The following is a 19,648-nucleotide window of genomic DNA, read 5'->3' on the forward strand; positions in this document are numbered from 1 at the left end:
GTCGTTCTACATAGCGTTACGCGCTGCGCGCCACGCGCCGCCGGGCGCGGGCCGCGAGCCCGGGGCCGAGTACCCAGCGCAAGGTGGGCGCCAGCGCGCCCATCGCCGGCACGGCCAGGGTCCGGCGCATCGAGCGCCGGTGCAGCCCGAGCGCCTCGCGCGCCCAGGGCGGCAGCAGCGCCACGCCGGCATCGGCCATGGTCCGCACCGCCGGCACCAGCAGCGGGTTGGCCACCGGCATCGCCATCACCAATCGCACCACTTCGCGCGTGCGTTCACTGTTAACCAGATAGGGGCGCTGGGCTTCCAGGTAGGCGTGTACCTCGGCGCGCGATCCTGGCACGTCGGGCGCGCCCAGCAGGGCGGCCACGGTGGCCTCCTCGGCGTAATACCGGTCCTGGTCGGCGGCCGATAGCGGGCCGACATAGCGCAGGTATCCCGCCAGGAAACTCGACACTTCGGCCACATGCACCCAGGTCAGCAGGGCGGGGTCGTCGGCGGCGTAGGGCTGGCCGTCCGGCGCCAGGCCGCTGATATTGGCGTGGATGCGGCGCACGCGCTCGATCAGCCGCATGGCGTCGGCGCGGCTGCCGTAGGTAGTGCCGGCGATGAACTGCGCGGTGCGGCCGAGCCGGCCCTGCATGTCGGTGCGGAAGGTCGAGTGGTCCCACACCCCGGCCAGCGCCAGTGGGTGCAGCGCCTGGAGCAGCAGCGCGCTGACGCCGCCGGCCAGCATCGCCGGGAAATCGCCATGCACGCGCCAGCAGACCGCATCGGGCCCGAACAGGCCGGGGTCGCCCGGCGGGTTGTCGTAGTCGATCGACAGGCCGGAGTTGCTGCGCGTGAGCGCGCGCACCTGCGCGCCGGCGTGGCTGCGCAGACGCGTCAGCAGGGGCGGGTTGGCGGATTCCGTGGGGGGGCCGGGGACGCGAGAGGACATGCCGCTGGGGCGCCTCCCTGGCGCCCGGGGCCACGGGTCAATGGGTGGGGGTCGGTGGATCAGTAGTAATGCAGGTCCGTGGCCTTGCCCCAGAATACACGGTACGCATAGACCGTGTAACCCAGGATGGTGGGCAGTACCACCGCCGCGCCGATCAGGATCACCGCCAGCGATTCCGGCGCGCTGGCTGCCTGCCAGATGTCGATCTGGTCCACCACGAGGTAGGGGAACAGGCTGTAGGCCAGGCCGTTGAACGCCATCAGGAAGATCACCGCCGTGCCCGCGAACGGCACCCAGCACCAGCGGTCGTTGCCGCGCGCATGCAGGTCGCGCATCTTGCGCAGCAGGCGCTCCACTACCACGAAGACGGCCATGGTGATCAGCGGAATCGGCGCCAGCAGGATGATGTTGGGCAGCGAGAACCATTTTTCGAAGATCCGCGGGCTCACCAGCGGCGTGACCACCGAGATGGCCGCCACCCCCAGCGCCGTCAGCCACAGGCTGCGCCGCGCCCAGTAGATGGCGCGCAGCTGCAGGCTGCCGGTGGTCTTCATGATCAGCCAGCTCGCGCCGAGCAGGCAGTAGCCGGCCACCAGGCACAGCCCCACGGCCACGGCGAACAGCAGGTTCGGCAGGTCGTAGCGGAAGCCGGTGATATAGAGGCCGAGCATCAGCCCCTGCGAGAAGCTGGCCAGCAGCGAGCCCGCGTAGAACGCGAAGTTCCACCACGGCTTGTGCGGATCGCGCGCCTTGACGCGGAAATCGAACGCCACGCCGCGGATGATCAGCCCCGCCAGCATCAGCGCCACGGGCAGGTAGAGGTGCGTCAGGATGGCACCGTGCGCGAGCGGGAAGGCGGTCAGCAGCAGGCCCACGCCGAGCACCAGCCAGGTTTCGTTGGCATCCCAGAACGGGCCGATGGAGGCGATCATGCGGTCCTTGTCCGCATCGTCGGCCCGGCGCAGCAGCACGCCCACGCCAAGGTCGTAGCCGTCCAGGATCACGTAGATCAGCATGGCCAGCCCCATCAGGGCCAGGAAGACCAGCGGCATCCAGCCGGCCGGCTGGGTCAGGTCGGGAAGGGTAGCCGGGTTCATGACTTGCTCCTGGGTTGGCCGGGAAGGACGGGTTGCGGGGTCTGGACGGCGGCGGGCGCCTCGGGGGCATCCTCGGCCGGGGTGCCGGCCTTGCGGGCGAGGTGGAACACCACGGAGATATAGGCCACGATCAGCGCCAGGTAGAGCGTCAGGTACATCGCCAGCGTGCTGCCGATCATCGCGGCGGGTACCTTGGAGGCGGCCTGCGCCGTGGTCAGCACGCCGTAGACCAGGTACGGCTGGCGGCCTATCTCGGTCACGTACCAGCCGGCGACGAGCGCCACCCAGCCGGAGAAGGTCATGGCCACCAGCGCGCGGGCCATCCACGGCGCGGGCTCGCCGCGCTGGCGGAACTGCCAGGCGCCAATCCACGACACGGCCAGCATCAGCAGCCCCACGCCGACCATGATGCGGAAGGCGAAGAACAGCGGGGCCACGGGGGGATGGCGGTCCGGGAAGGCGTCGATACCCCGGATCTCGCCATCGAGGTCATGGGCGAGGTAGAGCGAGGCCAGCTTGGGGATGGCGATCTCGAAGTCGTTGGTCTGCGTGCGGGCGTTGGGAATGCCGAACAGCACGGCCGGCGCGCCTTTCTCCGTCTTCCAGATGCCCTCCATCGCGGCGATCTTGGCCGGCTGGTGGTGGAGCGTGTTCAGGCCGTGGAGGTCGCCCGCCACGATCTGCAGCGGAATCAGGATCGCCGCGAGCACCACGCCGGTCCGCATCGAATGGATGACATCGCGCCCACGGTCGCCGCGCAGCCAGCGGTAGGCCGAGACGCCGGCCAGCAGGAAGGCCACGGTCAGCCCGGACGCCAGCAGCATGTGCGTCAGGCGGTAGGGGAACGACGGGTTGAAGATGACTTCGAGCCAGCTTGTCACGTGGGCGCGGCCGTCGATCATCTCGAAGCCGGCCGGGGTCTGCATCCACGAATTCAGCGCGAGGATCCAGAACGCCGAGAGCGTGGTGCCGCCCGCCACCAGCAGCGTGGCGATGGTGTGCGTGCGGTTGCTGACGCGCCGCATGCCGAACAGCATGATGCCGAGGAAGGTGGCTTCCAGGAAGAAGGCGGTCAGTACCTCGTAGGCCAGCAGCGGGCCGGCGATGTTGCCGACGGTCTCCATGTAGCCAGGCCAGTTGGTGCCGAACTGGAAGCTCATGGTGATGCCGCTGACCACGCCGAGCGCGAAGGTCAGGGCGAAGATCTTGACCCAGACCCGGTAGGCGGCCATCCAGCTTTCATCGCCGGTCTTGCCGTAGCGCAGCTTGAAGAACAGCAGCACCCAGCCCAGCGAGATGCTGATCGTGGGGAAAAGGATGTGGAAGGTGATATTGGCGGCAAACTGGATGCGCGCCAGCACCACGGGGTCGAGACTGGCAAACACGGGTTACTCCTTGCGGGGGCGGGAGGACTTTGCGGGGGTCTTGGGGGCTTTCTTGGGGGCGGCGTCGGTGGATTTGTCGCCGCCCATGCCGATGGCACTGGCGAAACGGTCCTTGACGTCGAGCAGCTTGGTCACGCGGGAGCCGAGCCGCATGAGCTTTTCCAGCGTGGCGACGTCGAGCCGCTGCATGTCCCCAAACCAGGTGGTGACAAGCAGGATCAGGCCATACATCTCCTTCATGCGCGCCTGGGCGTGGCGGTCTTCCGGGGAGGTGGCGGCCTCCAGCTGGACCTCGCGCAGCATGGACAGCGTGGGATCGATCTCGCGGCGCCGGCGCTCCTCGGCCAGCGTGCGGAAAATCGCCCAGACGTCATCGGGCGCGGAAAAGTACTCGCGGCGGTCCCCTGGCTGGTGGGAGAGCTTCACCAGACTCCAGGATTCCAGCTCCTTGAGGCCGATACTGACGTTGGAGCGCGAGAAACCGAGCGATTCGGCGATTTCGTCGGCATTCAGGGGGCGCGAGGCGGTGAAGAGCAGAGCGTAAATCTGACCGACCGTCCGGTTAATACCCCAGCGGCTGCCCATCTCACCAAAGTGAAGGACAAAGCGCTGGATCAGGGGCGAGAGCTGCATGAACGTTTCGAACTTTCAAGAATTTGTGAAAGTTTAATACGGATCAAGCCGTCCTGCAGGAGTTTTTGCGGTGCGTCAAAAGGTCGCTGGTCACTGCGTACCACAAGCGCCGTGACGTGCGGTGCTCACGGCGATATGCAACGCCGTATTCCCATCAGTTCAGGGTGCCAACGCGCCGGAAGGCGGCCTGTGTGGCCAAGTCGTAGCCGATCGATTCATGCGTTGCGCCGCAGCACTCAGTGATGCAGCAACGGATAGGCCACCAGCCCAATCAAGGCCGCACCCGCGACGATCATTGGTTCAGACAGCTTCTTGAACTTGAGCAGCAACGCGACGGTAACGAGCGCTAGCAGCGCGGTCGGGATATCGACGATCGAGCGCTTGGCCAGGACGATCACCGCGCCGGTGATGGCGCCGATGGCCGCCGCGGTGACGCCATCGACGAACGCCAGAATCGCGGGCAACTTCCCGTACTTCTTGAAATAGGGCGCCGGCAGGATGGTGAACAGGTAGCAAGGCAGGAACGTGGCGGCCGCTGCCACACAGGCACCGGGCAGCCCAGCCACAAGGTAGCCGATAAAGCCGACGGTAATGACAACCGGGCCGGGCGTAATCATGGCTACCGCTACGGCATCGACAAACTGCTTGTCGTTCAGCCAGTGGTGTTCGGTCACCACGCCACCGTACAGGAAAGGCACTATCGCAAGCCCGGAACCGAAGACGAATGCACCGGCCTTGGCAAAGAACACACCGATCTGGGAGAGCAGCGGCCAGTCCACGGTACTCAGCACGCCGCTTGCCGCCGTCAATGGGGTTGCCGCCATCGCGTTCAGCCTGCCGTGCCGCAGCCATTTCGGCGGCGCACGCCAAAACCAGACCAATATCCCGGCAGCGAGGAACAGCCACGCGACCTCCGATTCGGTGATGACCGTGACGGCCGCGAGTACCAGATAGACGAACCACAGCAGCTTGTCTTTGCCTACGTTCTTCCTGGTGAGCCTGTAGGCGCTGATCGCGATGATGCCGATCACCGCCGCGCCCACGCCGTAGAACACCGACTGCATCCAGGTCAGACCGCCGAAGCGCACATAGGCCCAGCCGAGCGCCAGCACCATCAGGAATGATGGCAGTACAAAGGCGACGCCGACGAGTGTGGCACCGAGGATGCGGTAGTGCACGTATCCGAGGTAGATCGCGAGCTGGGCGGCGAGCGGGCCCGGCGCCAACTGCGCGAGGGCAAGCCCCTCCTTGTAGTCGGCATCGGTAATCCACTGCCGCGCATCGACGAGATCCCGGTGCATATAGCCGGCAAGCGCTACCGGACCGCCAAATCCCAGGGTGCCCAGCCGCAGGAAGTACATCACCAGTTGCCGTAGCGTGTAACAGGGGCGTTCGTGTGCAGGAGAGGCGGAGGCGGAGGCGGGTGGCTGGGGCGAGTTCATGTTGTCTTGCGTGGAGAGACGTTCGGAAACTTGGGAACAGGCAACGACCTAGCGTTTGCGCGCGCTGGAAAAGTGCGTGTAAAGCGAGTCGAGGACGGTCCCGACCTCCTCCAGCAGCGCATCGTCATTTGGCAGGCGTTCGCGTGCGCCCGCCAGTACCGCTTCGAAACCACGGGCCTCCGCAACGGGCGTGCCGCCGATGTCGAGCACGTGAACCGTCTGGCCGAGACGCGCCAGTCCCTTGTTCTCATCCAGCCCGAAGCTGGCGAGCAACACCTCGAAGGAAACGCGGTTGCCGACATGCGTGAACGTCGCGCCATCGAAGTCGAACCCCAATGCTTCCCCTGGGCATTGGCGAATGTCCTCCAGCCAGAGGAAGGAGGCGTGGGGGTCGATAAAGCGCCGGATCAGCCAGGCACAGGCAACACGGTCCACCCAGAGGTGCTGTCGTGTTGCCCAGCGTCGCCCCTGGTATTGGGTGGGGTCGCGCCTCGGAATCCCGCCCGCCATGCCCTGCGGTTCGCCTGGCGAAAGCATGATGTCGATGGCTGCATTGAAATCGCGCCACTGTGCTTCGGCACGGACCGAGGCTTCATTCGGGAAGTAATCAATCCTGCGGATCGCATCGTATGCGCGACCGTACCGGCGCGCCATGCGTAGGAGGTCTGCTTCGTCCGTCTCCGCCAACGTCGCCCGAGCACTGGAGAGTTCTGCCATCCAGTCTGCGTATTCGGGAGTGCGATCGAACAACGCGCGGTACTCGGCATCTTGCTGTGTGTCGGTGGCCTGGACGGAAAGCGTCCAGACCTTGCCGTCCTCGCTGGCCGCGTCTGTGGCCAGGGCCAGCAACGGTTCTCGCAGGCCTGCGATGTCGGGCAGCAAATAGACACCGTCGCGTAGTGCAGCCGCACCGAACGCCTTGATGCCGCGCCAGAACCGCATGCGGGCGGTGGCGGCCGATGTGGGCAGGCTGACAACCAGCACCACCCAGGGAGAAGCGAATTGAAGAGAAGTCATGCGCCCAGCATAGTGGGTCGTAGGTTCTGCTTCAATGCTGTAGAGATCTCTACAGGGCAGGCGTGAACCGGCGTAAAAGGTGGATATTGCTCCACATAAATGACGGCTGCCGGCTCCTCCTATTTGATGGCGAAGCGCACCGTGACGGTCTTTCCGTCGGCGAATGTCACGGTTGCCACGGCCTTGGCGCCCGGAGGAAGCGGGACGGGGTCGTTAGCGACCAGGACGTTGCCGGACCCAGGCGTCAGCGCGGTTTCTGTTTTCGTCGTGCCCGACAGCACAGTCAGCTTGCCTTTTGCGCCACCGACAGATTTCTTGGTGTCATGGTCGTCGACGTAAAGAGCCGGTTTGCCATCCTTGTTGACCAGTTCGAATTGCAGGTCGCTGGCTGTCTGGACCGCGCCGCCATACTGCGCTGGCTTGGCGTCATGTGCGTGAACGAGTCCGGTGGCGCCAAGGGTGAAGACGGCCCAGCCAATCGCTACGAGTTTTTTCATGTGTTTCTCCAAGGACACGGGCGACTTGAAGGGCGTCGCCACAAAGCCCGTCGTTCAGTAAGCGTCCTGGCCCGCTTCACGGACCATGCGTTCGATCGGTTCGCGCCCAAACAGCCAGACCACGAGCGGTGTCAGTACGGCGTCCAGCACAGTAGAACTGAGCAGGCCACCGAAAATCACCACTGCCACGGGGTGAAGGATTTCTTTCCCAGGCGCATCGGCGGAGATCAGTAGCGGGACGAGGGCAAACGCGGCGACCAGCGCCGTCATCAGCACGGGGGTCAGCCGCTCCAGCGATCCGCGTACCAGCATCGGCACGCCGAACTGCTCGCCCTCGAGCCGGCACAGGTTGATGTAGTGGCTGACCTTCAGGATGCCGTTGCGCGTGGCAATGCCCGTCAGCGTGATAAATCCGACCATCGATGCGACCGATAGCGTCAGCCCGCCGAGCCACATCGCCACAACGCTGCCAATCAGCGCGAAAGGAATGTTGGTCATGATGGCCAGTGTCAGCCGATGAGAACGATACCGGGAGAACAGCACAAGATAAATCATCACCAGCGACCCCATTGCCAGCAGGACGATCAGCCGGGTGGCCTGTTCCTGGGCCTGGAACTGACCTTCGATACTGGCGAAGTACCCGCCGGGTAGTCCGGTGCTGGCAATGGCACCCCGCACACCTGCGATGACGCGGGACATGTCGGAACCATCGGTGTTCGCATAGACGACAATGCGGCGCCGGCTGTTCTCGCGACCCACCTGGTTGGGACCGTCGGACTCCTCCACGGTGGCGATGGCTGACAGCGGAATTGCCCCACGCGGGGACTGGATCATGATGCGTGCAAGGTCCTGCGGGGTACGACTTGCATCGGGCAGGCGCACCACAAGATCAAAGCGCTTGACGCCATCGATGACTTGCGAGATGCGCGTCCCGTCGGCAAGCGTTTGCAGGGCCGAGAGCGCGTCGCCGGGGGTAACGCCATATTGCGCGGCCTTGCGGTAATCGAGCCTCACGTTAACCTGCGGAATCAAGACCTGCTTCTCCACGGAGATGTCGACCAGGCCGGGGACGCCCGCCAGCTTGCCGCGCAGGTTCTCCGCCAGGCCGCGGAGGGTATCGAGGTCGTCGCCGTAGATCTTCAGGGCGATCTGGGCACGCACGCCAGACAGGAGGTGGTCGAGTCGATGGGAAATGGGCTGGCCGATGGCCACCGACGCCGGCAGCGTCGCAAGCTGCGCGCGGATCGCTGCCATGACCGCTTCGCGACTACGGCCTGAGCGATGCAGGTCAATATCGACTTCAGAGGAATGCACACCTTCCGCATGCTCGTCCAGTTCCGCGCGTCCGGTACGGCGACCCACCTGAACGACTTCCGGCACCTGCCGGATCAGGGATTCGGCCAGCGCCCCGATCCGGTTGGACTCGGCAAGCGATGTCCCGGGGTTGAGCATCAGCGACATGACAAGCGAGCCTTCGTTGAACGCGGGCAGAAATGCTCGGGGCATGAACGGAACGGTGGCGGCAGCCACCAGCACCAGGGCCACGGCAACTGCCAGCACGCGACGGGCGCGCGGAAACGACCATTCCAGCACGCGGGTCTCCACCTTCTTGAGCCAGCGCACAAGTGGGCTGTCCGGATGGTCGAGGCGCTTCATGCCCGGGAGCAGGTAGTACGACAGCACAGGCGTTACCGTCATCGACACCAGCATCGATGCAAGGATCGATACGATGTAGGCGATGCCCAGCGGCGCAAACAGCCGGCCTTCAATGCCCGGCAGCGCAAACAGGGGGACGAAGACCAGCACCACGACCAGCGTGGCGTAGACGATGCCCGAACGCACCTCGACGGATGCGTGCCAGATGACGTCCAGTGCCGGAGGCGGGGCGTCCATGGCACGCCGTTGTTTCAGCCGCCGCAGGATGTTCTCCACATCCACCACGGCGTCATCGACCAGTTCTCCGATTGCGATGGCCAGCCCACCCAGCGTCATCACGTTGATGGATTGACCGAGCAGATGGAATGCCAGCGCCGTAACGGCGAGGGACAAGGGGATGGCGATCAGCGAAATGGCGGTGGTGCGCGCGCTCAGCAGGAACGCAAACAGGACGATCGCCACCATGATCGCGCCATCCCGCAGCGCCTCCATGACGTTGCCGATGGAGGCTTCGATGAAGTCCGCCTGACGGAACAGGATCCGCGGCGCGGCAAGGCCGGCAGGCATCCCTTGCTTCAACTCGGCAAGGGCCTGTTCGAGATCGTGCGACAGTTTGACGGTGTCGGCGGCCGGCTGCTTCTGCACGCTGACGATCACTGCGGGCTGTCCGTTGAAGCCAGCATCTCCGCGTTTTACCGCTGCGGCATGGCGGACATCCGCAATCTGCTCAAGCAGCACGGGCGCGCTGTCCCGATATGAGACGGCGAGGCCACGGAGATCTTCAAGCTGTCTGGTGCGACCCAGGTTGCGGATCAGGTACTCGCGTCCGTTGAGATCGATAAAGCCACCGCTCGTGTTCGCAGCGAAGTCGCGCAAGGCGCGCGTCACCTGCTCCAGCGTGACCCCGAACTGCGCCATGCGTGCCGTATCGGGTTCCACCCGCAGTTGGCGGACCTCGCCGCCGATCGGAATGACCTGCGAAACGCCTGGTACCGACAGCAGGCGCGGCCGGAGTACGAAGTCCGCATATTCGCGAGCGGCCATGGGGCTGGCCATTTCGGGATCGATGGGCAACGCGACCAGCATGATCTCGCCCATGATCGACGATACGGGGCCGAGGATCGGCGTCAGTCCGCCGGGAAGTTGTTCCCTGACCAGTGCGAGCCGCTCGGATACCAGTTGCCGGTTGCGGTAGATGTCGCTGCCCCAGTCAAACTCGGCGTAGACGATGGACAGGCCAACGCCCGAAACGGACCGCACGCGGGTCACGCCCGGCATGCCATTCAGCGCCGTCTCGATGGGGAACGATGCGAGCAGTTCCACTTCCTGGGGAGCCATACCGCCAGCTTCCGTGATCACCGTGACAAGTGGTTTGTTGAGATCAGGAAACACGTCCACGGGGGTGCGCCAGGCCGTGAGGGCGCCGTACACCATCAGGATGGCAGCCAGGGCCAGCACCAGCAGCCGGTTGCCGAGGCTCGCGCGAACAATCCAGTTGAACATGGCGCGCCTCTATCGGATCTGGTTGATCAACGCGGCGCCTGTGACGACCACCCGGTTCTCCGGCGACAGTCCCCGGGTGACGATCACGGTGCGCGCATCGAGCGTGCGGACTTCAACGAGTTGCGCAATAAAGCGCTGCGTCCCGGACTTGACCCAGACGACTGGCTCGTTGTTCGGGTTCCGTACCAATGCCTCGCTGGGTAATGCAATGCCCTGCATCGTGTCGGAGAGCCGCGCCAGCACGGTCAGGGGCTGGCCCACCGCAAGCGTCGACGCGCCGTCTGCCAGGCTGAACGTCAGCGGCACCGCACCATTCTTCAGGCTGCGGCCCGCGCCGACAAACTTCAGCATGCCGCCGGATTTTCCGCCGTCAGCCAACACGCCATCGCGGATGCGACCGACCAGGGAAGTGTCGGCAGTCTGGGCCTCGATCAATAGATGCAGTGGATCGACTATTTCGAACAACACGTCCTGCGGCGCGACCACCTGACCAGCGACCACGCTGGCCGAGGCAATCACACCGCTGGCGGGCGCGCGCAACGGGGCCGTCGGGTGCAGGCTGGTTGTCACCGCGTCGCGCTGGCCGCTCAGGCTCTGGACCTCCGCACGCGCGGCATCGATATCCTTGCGTGGAATGCTGTCCTGCAACGACTCCAGACGCTCCAGCCGTTGCCGCGCCAGCTTGAGGTTGGCCGTCAGCGTCGCAAGCTGTGCCTGTTGGTTGCCGATATCGAACGGTTCGTTCTTATGTCGAAGCACCGCAAGCGTCTGCCCCTTGGCGACGCGCTGCCCCAGCACCGGGAAGCCGCTCCGGGGCGGCTCGAGCCAGCCTGGGTGACCGGCCTGCACGCGGCCACCCGCGTTCGGATCCATCACCACGGTTGCGTTAAGGGTTACCGATTGGGGGTGTTCTCCGCTCTGCGGCATCATGGTGCGAATACCCATGCGCCGCTGCGCCAGCTTGGGCACCTGCACACTGCCGTCAGGGAGGCGGAGCAGACCGCTGCCGGTACCGGCGGCGGTGTCCAGGTGTTCCCCGTCGGGCCCGTGGGCACCGGGTGCGGCCGACACGGACATCGCGTGGCTTGCGATCAGCGCGGAAATGGCGATTGCTATCGTTATCTTGTTCATGGCGGCGCGGCCCTCAGGAAATGGATCGACGAGCACGCACTCGCCAGGCAATTGCAGTCAGCAGGAGCACGGCAAGGAGGGCCACGACGAACCATGCCACACGCTTGAATTGCCAATGGCGATGGCCGTCCGTGCCTGGCGCGACGACGAGCTTGCCTTCCATGAGGTCGGCATCGTTGCCAGTCACCAACGTGAAGACGAGCGCGTGGTCGCCGGGCTGGCGCAGCGCAGCAAGGAGCTTCGGGTCGGTGAAGGAAAAGTCCCCGATGTCGTGATGAAGTTTCGACTGCGCCTTGATCGTGCCGAGTTCGACGTCGAGCGTTCCCGTCGTGACGGGCGCGTTGGTGTCATAGCGATCGACCAGGACGGAGAGTTCATCGCCGTGGAGGGTGCCGACCAGCTCGAAACCCTCGGTATTGGCTTCAATCACGGGAAGCGTGGTGACGGCGCTGGCAGTGGCAGCTGGTGCGTCCAGGTGCTCGCCGTTGGGCCCGTGGGCGCCAGGGGCTGCGTGTGCAGTCAGCGTCGCACAGCACAGCAATGCGATGGTCAGGATTCGGTTCATGGCAGGACTCCGAGGGCCTGGTTCAGATTGGCAATGGCGAGGCCACGGCGTGCGCGCATCTGCGCCAGCTCCGTTTCCGCTTCCAATGCCTGGTTTTGGGCGCGCAAGACTTCGGGCAAGCCGATTTCGCCGGCGTTGAACGTCTTGCGCAGCAGGTCCGAGCGCTCCGACAGCGTGCTGCTACGCTGGCTGACCAGTTCGAGCTGTTGTTCGGCCAGCGCTAGCGACTGCCGGGCGGCATCGATTTCCGATTGCACGATGCGTTCGGCTCGGTCCCGTTCCGCGCGCGCGGTCATCAGTTCGGTCTGCGCAGCCGTTTCGCGAGGCAGATTGCGCGCATCGGTGGCGAAAGGGATGCGGATGAAGACGCCTATGGTCTGGTCACTCGGCAGGCCGCCCCCCGCCGTGTCGCGTCGATAGGTCAAGCCGACCTCGGGTGGGTCACGACGGGACTTCTGCAGGTACCCGACCTGTCGTTCGCCGCGTTCCACGGCGCTTTGCGCGGCGTCAAGCCGGGGATGGGAGGTGGCTGAGCCTACGGAGGCCGGTGTTTCCTCGAACCTCGCCGGCAATTCGGCCGAGCCCGTGGTCTGCACAAGGCGCGCACGGGTCTCCACCAGCCGCGCTTCGCTCTCCGTCAGCAGCGCCTGGCTTGCAAGCAGTTCCTGTTCCGCAAACAGCAGATCTGTCCGGGCAAGGTCGCCTGCAGTCAGGCGGCGCCTGACGTCGTCGCGCAGTGACTGCGCGACGATCACGCGGCGCCGCACCACGTCTCGCTCCGATTCCGCGGCGGCAAGTTGCCACACCCGTTGCCGAACCTCGGCGGCGACGGCGAGTTGGCCCAGCCTGACAGCGGATTCCGCTTCGGCGGCGTGGGCCTCCGCAAGCGCGCCGCGGGCACTGCGCTGCCCCGGCATCCAGATCGGCACGCCCAGAGCAACCTCGCTTTCCCGGACACCGCGACGATCGGTAAGCTGGTCGCCGCGGTGCCGCAAGTCGATAGAAGGTGGCCCCGCAATCAGGGCGTCAGCCTGGACGCGGCTGGCAGCGGCTTCCAGCCGACGGCCCTCGGTCGCCTGTACGGCAACCGACCGCTGCCAGGCGGCATCGAACAGGGCGCGCAAATCCGTGGTCGGTGTCTGCGCGCAGACATTGGCCAGCATCCCGAAGGACGCCGCCAGGCATAGCAATGACTTCTGCATAAATTCCCCAAACGCCAAAAGCTCGAGCAAGCGTCGCGACGGGGTACCGTGTCACAGCCGGACACGGCGAGCAGAAAAGGACAACGCCCCGCCGTCAGGCGGGCACGTGAGGTGGTCGTAAGGGGGGACTGTATGCAGGCGTGGGGATGGTGCTGCCTGCAAAAGATGGCACGACTTGTTGGGTATCCAGCAGCAGCGGGAGCGCTACGGACAGGAGTGTGCCAGGGAGGTTCGACATCAGGTCGAAAGCGAGTTGGTGCGTCGCGGAGGCAAGGGAATCGTCCTCCTCCATGGCGCCGTCATCGTCGTGGTGGTGCTGCACATGCTCGGCATGCGCGACCAGATGATCCATGGCTTCGCCCGACATATGGTCGAACTGTCGCTCCACTGCGCCAAAGGCCTGCAGTGGCAGAATCAGCATCATGAAAATGGCTATGATTCGCGACATGGAACGAATTCTACATGAGCAAATCGGCGTCCGACACAATCCCTTCGCGGTCTGAGGATGGGCGTGCCGGAAAGAAGCGTCTGAAACTCCGCATTGGCCCGTGCCGGGTGATGCCGATGCTGGGGGGTGCACGGTCACGGTCCGTGCACCCGTAGAGCACTCAGGGTGCGGGCAAGATGACTTTGTCCAAAACGTGGATGACCCCGTTTGAGGACAGCACGTCTGTGCCAACGATGTTCGACTGGCGGCCACGCTGGTCCGTAATCGCCAAGGTTGGGCCGACGGTGAACGCTTCACCCTCGACAGTCTTTATCGGCGTGTTAAGCGGAACACTGGCTTTCAGGACCAGGTCGGGCACCACGTGGTATGTCAGCACTTTCGTAAGCAACAGTGTGTTCGCCAAAAGTTGCTCCTTGGTGACACCCAGTTCAGTCAACAGCGATGCAAATGCCGCATTGGTCGGTGCGAAAACGGTGTAAGGCCCAGGCGCATTGAGCGTGTCAACCAATCCTGCGGCTGTCACTGCCTCCACCAAAATGCTGAAGTCAGGGTTAGCAATGGCCGTTTGCACGATTGTCTTGTCGGCAGGTAAAAGCACCTTGTCGATGGCATGGATGACGCCATTGGATGCGGCAATGTCCGCTTGAATGATGTTGCTCGTTCGGTTGCGCCCATCTGTGACGACGAGTCTGGTGCCGATTTTGTCGATCTTGAAAAATCCACCCCCAACCGGATTGATGGGCTTACCGAGGGGAATCGCGCCGCTCTGGATTTGCCCGGACACAACGTGATATCTAAGTACTGCTGTCAACAGCGACTTGTTTGTCAGTAGTTGGTCCTTGGTCACGCCGAGTTCACCAAGCAACGCCGAAAAAGCATCGTTTGTGGGAGCAAACACCGTAATGGGCCCGGGTGCGGTCAAGGTATCCGTCAGGCCCGCTGCCTGAACGGCTTCGGCGAGAATACTGAAACGGCTGTCGTTATTGGCGACCTGCACGACGTTCTTGGGGGGATCGTCGCCGCCACCGCATCCCACGGTAATGGCAAGCAACATGGCACTACATAATCCTATAATCCACCGTAGCATGATCATTCTCCAAACTGTGCCAAGCAATAAGCGCTCCAACAGGTTTTAGCTTTTTATGCGGCCATGGATTGCCTCCTTCAACTCGCAAAGTGAAAAAACTGGTCGATTTCCTCTAACTTGCATCACGACGAGCGGTGATCCCTACTATCCAGCGAGCGAATTTTCAGAGGACTTATGTAACGTTTGAAGAAAAACGTTTGCATAGCCATGCTACGGGAGTGCGGATCAGTGGCAATTGACGCCACAGCGTGGCGGCGTCCCAGAAATCCTGATGACTTGCAACGAAGCCATCCCTGTCAAAAGAGAACTGTGTGCAGCCGGGTACGTCGAAAGCATGCTGACGCACGTTTCCCGTAAACCTCCAGGAAACAATAGCTTCGGCACCACTGCTCATTTTCGTTTGGATCGCAAAGCGCGGGGCTTCAACGCTCTCGAACATATGCTCAAAGACCGCCCGGATCGCGGGGATTCCGCAAACGTCGTTAAACGGGTCGCAGAAGCGCGCCTGCCGCGCGTAATACTGGTCCAGATGTGCGAGTGAGGAGGGCGACAACGCGTCGTACCATGCCAGTAACGCGGCTAGGGTATGTGGCGGCAGGGTATATTGATCTGGCATGTGGGTCAGAGACATTCATGATATGCGGGTCAGCCGCTGTAGCAGGCCAAGGCTGATTCGGTACGGCAGTAGACTGATAAGACGAACCAAGCGTGTAAAGCGTTGTGGGAACGCTATTTCGAAGCGACCTCGTTCCAACCCGGTGAGAATTGCTTCCGCTGCAACTTCCGGTGTGATGAGGGCGGGCATCCGGAAGGTGTTGCGCGCCGTCAGGCGCGATTTGACGAAGCCCGGATTGATCAGGTACACCCCGAGGCCGTGTGCATGGAGTTCCGTATACAGAAGCTCCGCCAGGTTGATCAGGGCCGCCTTTGAGGGGCCATACAACGTGGCGCCGGGTAAGCCGATGTAGCCCGCGACGCTTGCCACAATGGCGATGCCGCCCGAGCGCCGCAGAAGCATTGCGGGAAGCACTGCGCTTAGGCCGTAATAGACGCCGCAAACGTTCGTCTCTATCGTGTCGTGCGCTTCCCGCGCACTTAACTCCCAAGGGCTTAGGGGACGGTAGTCAGCCGCACAGAAGACCACCAGATCCACGCCTTGCCATGCTTCGCAAAGCGCGTCGTGGGTCGCTGTCCAATCTTGAGGCTGGCGTACATCCATGGTGAGCACGACGCCCTTGGGATGGCCTTCGACCACCGCGAGCAGGGCGTCCGCGCGACGCGCCGAAACTGCGACCCAGGCCCCTTTCCCAAGCAGCGCTTTGGCGAGCGCAGCCCCTATCCCGCTCGATGCGCCGACCAGCCAGACGCGCTTGCCATGCCAGTCGCGCAGGCGCGGGTTAAGGTGCAGACCGAAGACCATGCTTGCGCCCCTACGGCGCCGGGCGACGAAAAACGACCGTCACCTGCCCGACTTCGAAGCCGAACTTGGTAACGCGGGCACGATTGATCATCGTCTGCGGGTCGATGAGAACCATCATGTCGTCGAACTGGACGTCGTAGACCTTTCCGTCGACTGGAAGCTGCAAGGTATAGCGCCACCGGAGGACATTGCCGGCAGACTCTCCTGTTGCCGTGCCAACGACATCGGGTGCCTCGCCACGCCAGGTGCCGTCCCGCTCGCGTTTGAGTGTCCAAGTACGCTCCTGCGTTGTACCGTCGCTGTAGCGAAACGTTTCGTGCAGGACGAATTGATCCTGCGACATGCGGCCGTCGAGTGCCACATGGAATCGTTTGACGATTTCGCCACTGCGTTTCTGGAACATTCCCCATGCTTCGGTATTGCCTGAAAAGAACTGGGGCAAGTCGAAGACTGGGCGCTCCTGCGCATACAGGCTGACATCAGGCATCGTACATGCCGTGCCGAGAATCGTAGCGGCGCCAAGCACTATCGCAACGAGCGGTTTCATTGGAGTTCCTCTGTGACTTTTGCTGTGGGCGTTTTCGTGCGCAATGCGACAAGCGCTCCGAGCTTGAGCAGGCAGGGTAGGCCGGCGTAGGCGAGGGCGAGCGCCACGCCGGGCGTGCCGATGGCCGGGGTGCCCGGTTGATAGCCCAGCCAAGCGAGCCCAGGGAGAATCAGTGCGGAGAGCGCCAGGCATAGCTTGCCGATCAGGGTCCAGATCCCGAAGTAGGCGCCGGCCCCTTCGCCATTCGGAATGCACTGGGCCAGCAGGACCGGCGGTAATGCAAGATCTGCCCCGAGTGCAAAGCCACATCCGATGCATACCACGAGGAACGGCGCCACATCTCCCGGTCCGAGCGTCGCCGCCCACACAAACGCCGCGATCGCCAGTCCCATTGCGGCGCGCCACGCGCGCTGGGGACCGACGCGCCCGGATATGCGAACCCAGAGTGGGAGCCCCAGGGCGGCCGCCAGGAAATACAGCGCGAGACTGGGTGCGACCCATTGCATTGCACCCAGTCGATCTTCGATAAAGAAGACGGCCAGGGAAGCGGGTATGGCGACGGATAGTCCGTTCAGGAAATAGGGCACCAGAATCGCTCGGAACGAGCGGTTGTCGCGTACGTTTCTCCATACGCCCAAGATGGCAGGGGAGTCGCTGCCGCGGCCGTGCAGGTGAGTATTCGAACTCGGCATCATTCGCCAGGGAGGAGCGAAGCGCAGTACCCAAAGCGCGCCGATCAACAGGATGCCAAAGAGCGCAATGAATGGGACCATGGCATCTTGCGGCGCCGTGTCTTCGTTCGCCAGCAGCCACGCTGGCCCCGCACTGGCAATGAGGACACCCAACACGCCAGCGCCTTCGCGCCAGGCTGCCGCCCGGGTCAATACGCTGCTATCGGGCCCCAGCGTGGCACCCCATGCGAGGTACGCGACATTCATGAAACTGTGCGCAGCGTATACGGCGACCAGGGCGGCGGAAAACCAGGTGGCCAGTGCCCTGCCTGAGACCATCGGCATCCACAAGGCCCCAAATGCGGCGATGAGGCACGCGGCACTGATCCACAAAGCAGTGGGGAGACGGCGGCTGCGCGCCAGCGTATCTGCCCAGCGCCCGAGCAATGGGTCTTGTGCGGTATCGACAAGGCGGGTGAGAAACAGGATGAGGCCGGCCGTGGACAAAGGCATGCCAAGGCGAGAGGTGTAATACGCAGGCGCCTGGACGTATATGGGCAGCGCCACCATGGCAAGCGGGAGGCCCAATGCACCGTAGGCAACGAGGTGAGCCGAGCGTATGGTCATCGAGCTAGTCCGAGGAGCTTCCTGCGCAATACCGGATCACGGGTCGACGGGCCAAGCCAGATGGAGAAGAATGCGTGGGCAAGCACGGGATCGTCGACCCGCCCGGTCTCGCTGTCGTTGGCGTAGAAGCGCGCGCCCTGCATCGGCGTGTACACGCCAGTCAAGCGATCACCCGCACGCACGTCGACCAATACGCGTGAAAGAGCCTGTCGCCACTGGCCAACGGTCGATTCGGACAATGAATTGCCGTGGATACGCTGGATTTCCTCGATGCTGGTGTCCACCAGGCGCTGTGCACGAATGTCTCGTGCATAAATGAGGTGTAGCGCGAACGGGGCGTCGAGCACCACGGCTGGGTCGTTGGAGACCGGTGGTTGGCTTCTCCAAAGCTGCGCTTCATAGATGCGCATCCCCAACCAGCGGTAGTTGCCTTGGCCGATCATATGTGCCTGCGGTAGGGCGTCGCGCCACGAGGCGGCCGCGATACCAGGCAGAGCTGTTAGCGCAAGCATCAAGGCTGCGAGGTGCCGTGCCATGCTAGTCCCTGCGCGTGAGGAGGAACTGCATGACGTCGGTGCGACCTGCGTCGAATCCGACCTCGCAGTAGCACAGGTAGAGCCGCCACATGCGTATAAATGCTTCGTCGAAGCCAAGGGCCAGGATCGCCCCGGCTTGGGCCTCAAAGCGCTCGCGCCATCGCCGAAGCGTTTCGGCGTAGTCACTACCGAAGGCCAACGCCGTACGGCTCGAGAATCCGCATTTACCGGCGGCCTCAGCAAATCGCTCGGCGCTTGGGAGCATGCCGCCGGGAAAGATGTACTCGCGGATAAAGTCGCTGCTATATCGATATGCATCGAAGCGTTTGTCGTCGATTGTGATCGATTGCACCACGGCCTGGCCCCCCGGGCGAAGCGTCCGGGAGAGCTGGTCAAAAAAGGCGGTCCAGTAGGCCTGCCCGACTGCCTCGAACATCTCGATTGACACGATCGCGTCGTACGTGCCTTCCAGGTCGCGATAGTCGCGCAACTCGAGCCTGATGCGGTCGGTCAAGCCCTCCTGCTCAATGCGCATTTGGGCGTGTGCCAGTTGGGCGGCGGAGATCGTGACACCGTGCACGTTCACGCCGCGTCTGGCCGCATGCATCGCAAAACCGCCCCAGCCACACCCGATCTCGAGGACGTGCATGCCGGGCTTCAGCCCAAGCACGTCGCAGATGTGCGCGTACTTGGCTTCCTGTGCCTCTGTCAGTGAGCGTTCGTTGTGACCGTCGAAGTGCGCGGCGGAATAGCTCCAGGTCTCGTCGAGCCACAGGGCGTAGAAGGGATTGCCCAGATCGTAGTGGGCATGGATATTGCGCCGGCTGCCGCCCCGTGTGTTCCTGCGAAAGAGATGTCGCAGCAGATACCAGCGGCGGCTCAGCCACGCGCCATCGATGGCACATGACAAGACTGATTCATTCTCAAGGGCCAGGCGCAGCAGGGCGACCAGATCGGGGGTGTCTACCCATCCGGCGCGGTAAGCCTCGGCAAAACCAATATCGCCGGCGCTCAGGACGGCTTCGCAAGCGCGCCAGTCCCGCAGCGTCAGCCGAGCCCCCGGCGCTTCATGCGGATCGCCGTAGATCGCCTCCTCCCCGTCCGGCCGTAGGAGCACCAGATGGCCCACGGCCAGGCGCTGGAGCACGGCCAGGAACATCCGGACAAACACGGACGTCCGGGACGGCAGCAGGGCTGGGGTACAAGGCTGTAGCAGCGCACGATGTCCGGATGGAAGACGGTTC

General features: G+C 63.8%; 19 protein-coding genes. All 19 read right to left on the reverse strand.

Features of this window, described 5'->3' with window-relative positions; translation table 11 throughout:
* Window positions 1-16 precede the first annotated feature (16 nt).
* The 19 genes from SB751_RS08045 to SB751_RS08135 all read right to left on the reverse strand — a co-directional run bounded on the left by SB751_RS08045 (window position 17) and on the right by SB751_RS08135 (window position 19,563).
* Entirely contained in the window at window positions 17-940 is a 924-nt protein-coding gene (locus SB751_RS08045; RefSeq protein ID WP_144198815.1) for an oxygenase MpaB family protein, read from the reverse strand.
* 59 nt (window positions 941-999) lie between these two features.
* Complete coding sequence (locus tag SB751_RS08050; RefSeq protein WP_144198813.1) at window positions 1,000-2,037, reverse strand: cytochrome d ubiquinol oxidase subunit II; 1,038 nt, start codon at window positions 2,035-2,037, stop codon at window positions 1,000-1,002.
* Complete coding sequence (locus SB751_RS08055; RefSeq protein WP_144198811.1) at window positions 2,034-3,422, reverse strand: cytochrome ubiquinol oxidase subunit I; 1,389 nt, start codon at window positions 3,420-3,422, stop codon at window positions 2,034-2,036. Before SB751_RS08055 ends, SB751_RS08050 begins: the two co-directional genes overlap by 4 nt.
* Window positions 3,423-3,425: 3 nt before the next feature.
* Entirely contained in the window at window positions 3,426-4,055 is a 630-nt protein-coding gene (locus tag SB751_RS08060) for a GbsR/MarR family transcriptional regulator (protein WP_144198809.1), read from the reverse strand.
* Between the two features lie 236 nt (window positions 4,056-4,291).
* Window positions 4,292-5,497, reverse strand: coding sequence for a chromate transporter (locus SB751_RS08065; RefSeq protein WP_250025775.1), 1,206 nt, complete (start codon window positions 5,495-5,497; stop codon window positions 4,292-4,294).
* A gap of 48 nt (window positions 5,498-5,545) precedes the next feature.
* Complete coding sequence (locus tag SB751_RS08070; protein ID WP_410747925.1) at window positions 5,546-6,514, reverse strand: chromate resistance protein ChrB domain-containing protein; 969 nt, start codon at window positions 6,512-6,514, stop codon at window positions 5,546-5,548.
* Window positions 6,515-6,633: 119 nt separating this feature from the next.
* Window positions 6,634-7,011: a hypothetical protein gene (locus tag SB751_RS08075; protein WP_144198803.1), complete on the reverse strand. Its 378-nt coding sequence runs from the start codon at window positions 7,009-7,011 to the stop codon at window positions 6,634-6,636.
* Window positions 7,012-7,065: 54 nt separating this feature from the next.
* On the reverse strand, window positions 7,066-10,170 hold the full coding sequence (locus SB751_RS08080; RefSeq protein WP_144198801.1) for an efflux RND transporter permease subunit: 3,105 nt from the start codon (window positions 10,168-10,170) through the stop codon (window positions 7,066-7,068).
* 9 nt (window positions 10,171-10,179) lie between these two features.
* The gene (locus SB751_RS08085; RefSeq protein WP_244844634.1) at window positions 10,180-11,337 is read right to left on the reverse strand and encodes an efflux RND transporter periplasmic adaptor subunit; all 1,158 of its coding nucleotides are present in this window, start codon (window positions 11,335-11,337) and stop codon (window positions 10,180-10,182) included.
* Entirely contained in the window at window positions 11,315-11,866 is a 552-nt protein-coding gene (locus SB751_RS08090; RefSeq protein WP_211943000.1) for a hypothetical protein, read from the reverse strand. The genes SB751_RS08085 and SB751_RS08090 overlap by 23 nt, the downstream gene beginning before the upstream one ends.
* Window positions 11,863-13,068: a TolC family protein gene (locus tag SB751_RS08095; RefSeq protein ID WP_313818453.1), complete on the reverse strand. Its 1,206-nt coding sequence runs from the start codon at window positions 13,066-13,068 to the stop codon at window positions 11,863-11,865. The genes SB751_RS08090 and SB751_RS08095 overlap by 4 nt, the downstream gene beginning before the upstream one ends.
* A 94-nt stretch (window positions 13,069-13,162) precedes the next feature.
* The gene (locus tag SB751_RS08100; RefSeq protein ID WP_144198794.1) at window positions 13,163-13,516 is read right to left on the reverse strand and encodes a hypothetical protein; all 354 of its coding nucleotides are present in this window, start codon (window positions 13,514-13,516) and stop codon (window positions 13,163-13,165) included.
* Between the two features lie 160 nt (window positions 13,517-13,676).
* Window positions 13,677-14,570: a fasciclin domain-containing protein gene (locus SB751_RS08105; protein ID WP_244844633.1), complete on the reverse strand. Its 894-nt coding sequence runs from the start codon at window positions 14,568-14,570 to the stop codon at window positions 13,677-13,679.
* Between the two features lie 205 nt (window positions 14,571-14,775).
* Entirely contained in the window at window positions 14,776-15,234 is a 459-nt protein-coding gene (locus tag SB751_RS08110) for a nuclear transport factor 2 family protein (protein ID WP_144198790.1), read from the reverse strand.
* Window positions 15,235-16,023 carry an SDR family NAD(P)-dependent oxidoreductase gene (locus SB751_RS08115; protein WP_144198788.1) on the reverse strand — a complete coding sequence of 263 codons (789 nt, stop codon included), beginning with the start codon at window positions 16,021-16,023 and terminating at the stop codon, window positions 15,235-15,237.
* Window positions 16,024-16,033: 10 nt separating this feature from the next.
* Window positions 16,034-16,570 (reverse strand): DUF3833 domain-containing protein, encoded by a 537-nt coding sequence (locus SB751_RS08120; RefSeq protein ID WP_410747926.1) that lies wholly within the window; start codon window positions 16,568-16,570, stop codon window positions 16,034-16,036.
* Window positions 16,567-17,868, reverse strand: coding sequence for an MFS transporter (locus SB751_RS08125; RefSeq protein WP_410747927.1), 1,302 nt, complete (start codon window positions 17,866-17,868; stop codon window positions 16,567-16,569). Before SB751_RS08125 ends, SB751_RS08120 begins: the two co-directional genes overlap by 4 nt.
* A complete protein-coding gene (locus SB751_RS08130) occupies window positions 17,865-18,404 on the reverse strand; it encodes a chalcone isomerase family protein (RefSeq protein ID WP_211942996.1) in 540 nt (179 codons plus the stop codon). Before SB751_RS08130 ends, SB751_RS08125 begins: the two co-directional genes overlap by 4 nt.
* Before the next feature lies 1 nt (window position 18,405).
* Entirely contained in the window at window positions 18,406-19,563 is a 1,158-nt protein-coding gene (locus SB751_RS08135) for an SAM-dependent methyltransferase (protein ID WP_244844632.1), read from the reverse strand.
* Window positions 19,564-19,648: the final 85 nt, after the last annotated feature.

The organism is Cupriavidus sp. SIMBA_020 (assembly GCF_046535395.1).
Classification (GTDB): domain Bacteria; phylum Pseudomonadota; class Gammaproteobacteria; order Burkholderiales; family Burkholderiaceae; genus Cupriavidus; species Cupriavidus campinensis.

Excerpts from the sequence above, each read along its gene's own strand:
- SB751_RS08130 (WP_211942996.1), bottom strand. The coding sequence starts at position 18,404 with ATGGCACGGCACCTCGCAGCCTTGATGCTTGCGCTAACAGCTCTGCCT.
- SB751_RS08060 (WP_144198809.1), bottom strand. The coding sequence starts at position 4,055 with ATGCAGCTCTCGCCCCTGATCCAGCGCTTTGTCCTTCACTTTGGTGAG.
- SB751_RS08120 (WP_410747926.1), bottom strand. The coding sequence starts at position 16,570 with ATGAAACCGCTCGTTGCGATAGTGCTTGGCGCCGCTACGATTCTCGGC.
- SB751_RS08125 (WP_410747927.1), bottom strand. The coding sequence starts at position 17,868 with ATGACCATACGCTCGGCTCACCTCGTTGCCTACGGTGCATTGGGCCTC.
- SB751_RS08050 (WP_144198813.1), bottom strand. The coding sequence starts at position 2,037 with ATGAACCCGGCTACCCTTCCCGACCTGACCCAGCCGGCCGGCTGGATG.
- SB751_RS08135 (WP_244844632.1), bottom strand. The coding sequence starts at position 19,563 with ATGTTCCTGGCCGTGCTCCAGCGCCTGGCCGTGGGCCATCTGGTGCTC.
- SB751_RS08080 (WP_144198801.1), bottom strand. The coding sequence starts at position 10,170 with ATGTTCAACTGGATTGTTCGCGCGAGCCTCGGCAACCGGCTGCTGGTG.
- SB751_RS08110 (WP_144198790.1), bottom strand. The coding sequence starts at position 15,234 with ATGTCTCTGACCCACATGCCAGATCAATATACCCTGCCGCCACATACC.
- SB751_RS08045 (WP_144198815.1), bottom strand. The coding sequence starts at position 940 with ATGTCCTCTCGCGTCCCCGGCCCCCCCACGGAATCCGCCAACCCGCCC.
- SB751_RS08075 (WP_144198803.1), bottom strand. The coding sequence starts at position 7,011 with ATGAAAAAACTCGTAGCGATTGGCTGGGCCGTCTTCACCCTTGGCGCC.
- SB751_RS08115 (WP_144198788.1), bottom strand. The coding sequence starts at position 16,023 with ATGGTCTTCGGTCTGCACCTTAACCCGCGCCTGCGCGACTGGCATGGC.
- SB751_RS08095 (WP_313818453.1), bottom strand. The coding sequence starts at position 13,068 with ATGCAGAAGTCATTGCTATGCCTGGCGGCGTCCTTCGGGATGCTGGCC.
- SB751_RS08105 (WP_244844633.1), bottom strand. The coding sequence starts at position 14,570 with ATGTTGCTTGCCATTACCGTGGGATGCGGTGGCGGCGACGATCCCCCC.
- SB751_RS08090 (WP_211943000.1), bottom strand. The coding sequence starts at position 11,866 with ATGAACCGAATCCTGACCATCGCATTGCTGTGCTGTGCGACGCTGACT.
- SB751_RS08100 (WP_144198794.1), bottom strand. The coding sequence starts at position 13,516 with ATGTCGCGAATCATAGCCATTTTCATGATGCTGATTCTGCCACTGCAG.
- SB751_RS08070 (WP_410747925.1), bottom strand. The coding sequence starts at position 6,514 with ATGACTTCTCTTCAATTCGCTTCTCCCTGGGTGGTGCTGGTTGTCAGC.
- SB751_RS08065 (WP_250025775.1), bottom strand. The coding sequence starts at position 5,497 with ATGAACTCGCCCCAGCCACCCGCCTCCGCCTCCGCCTCTCCTGCACAC.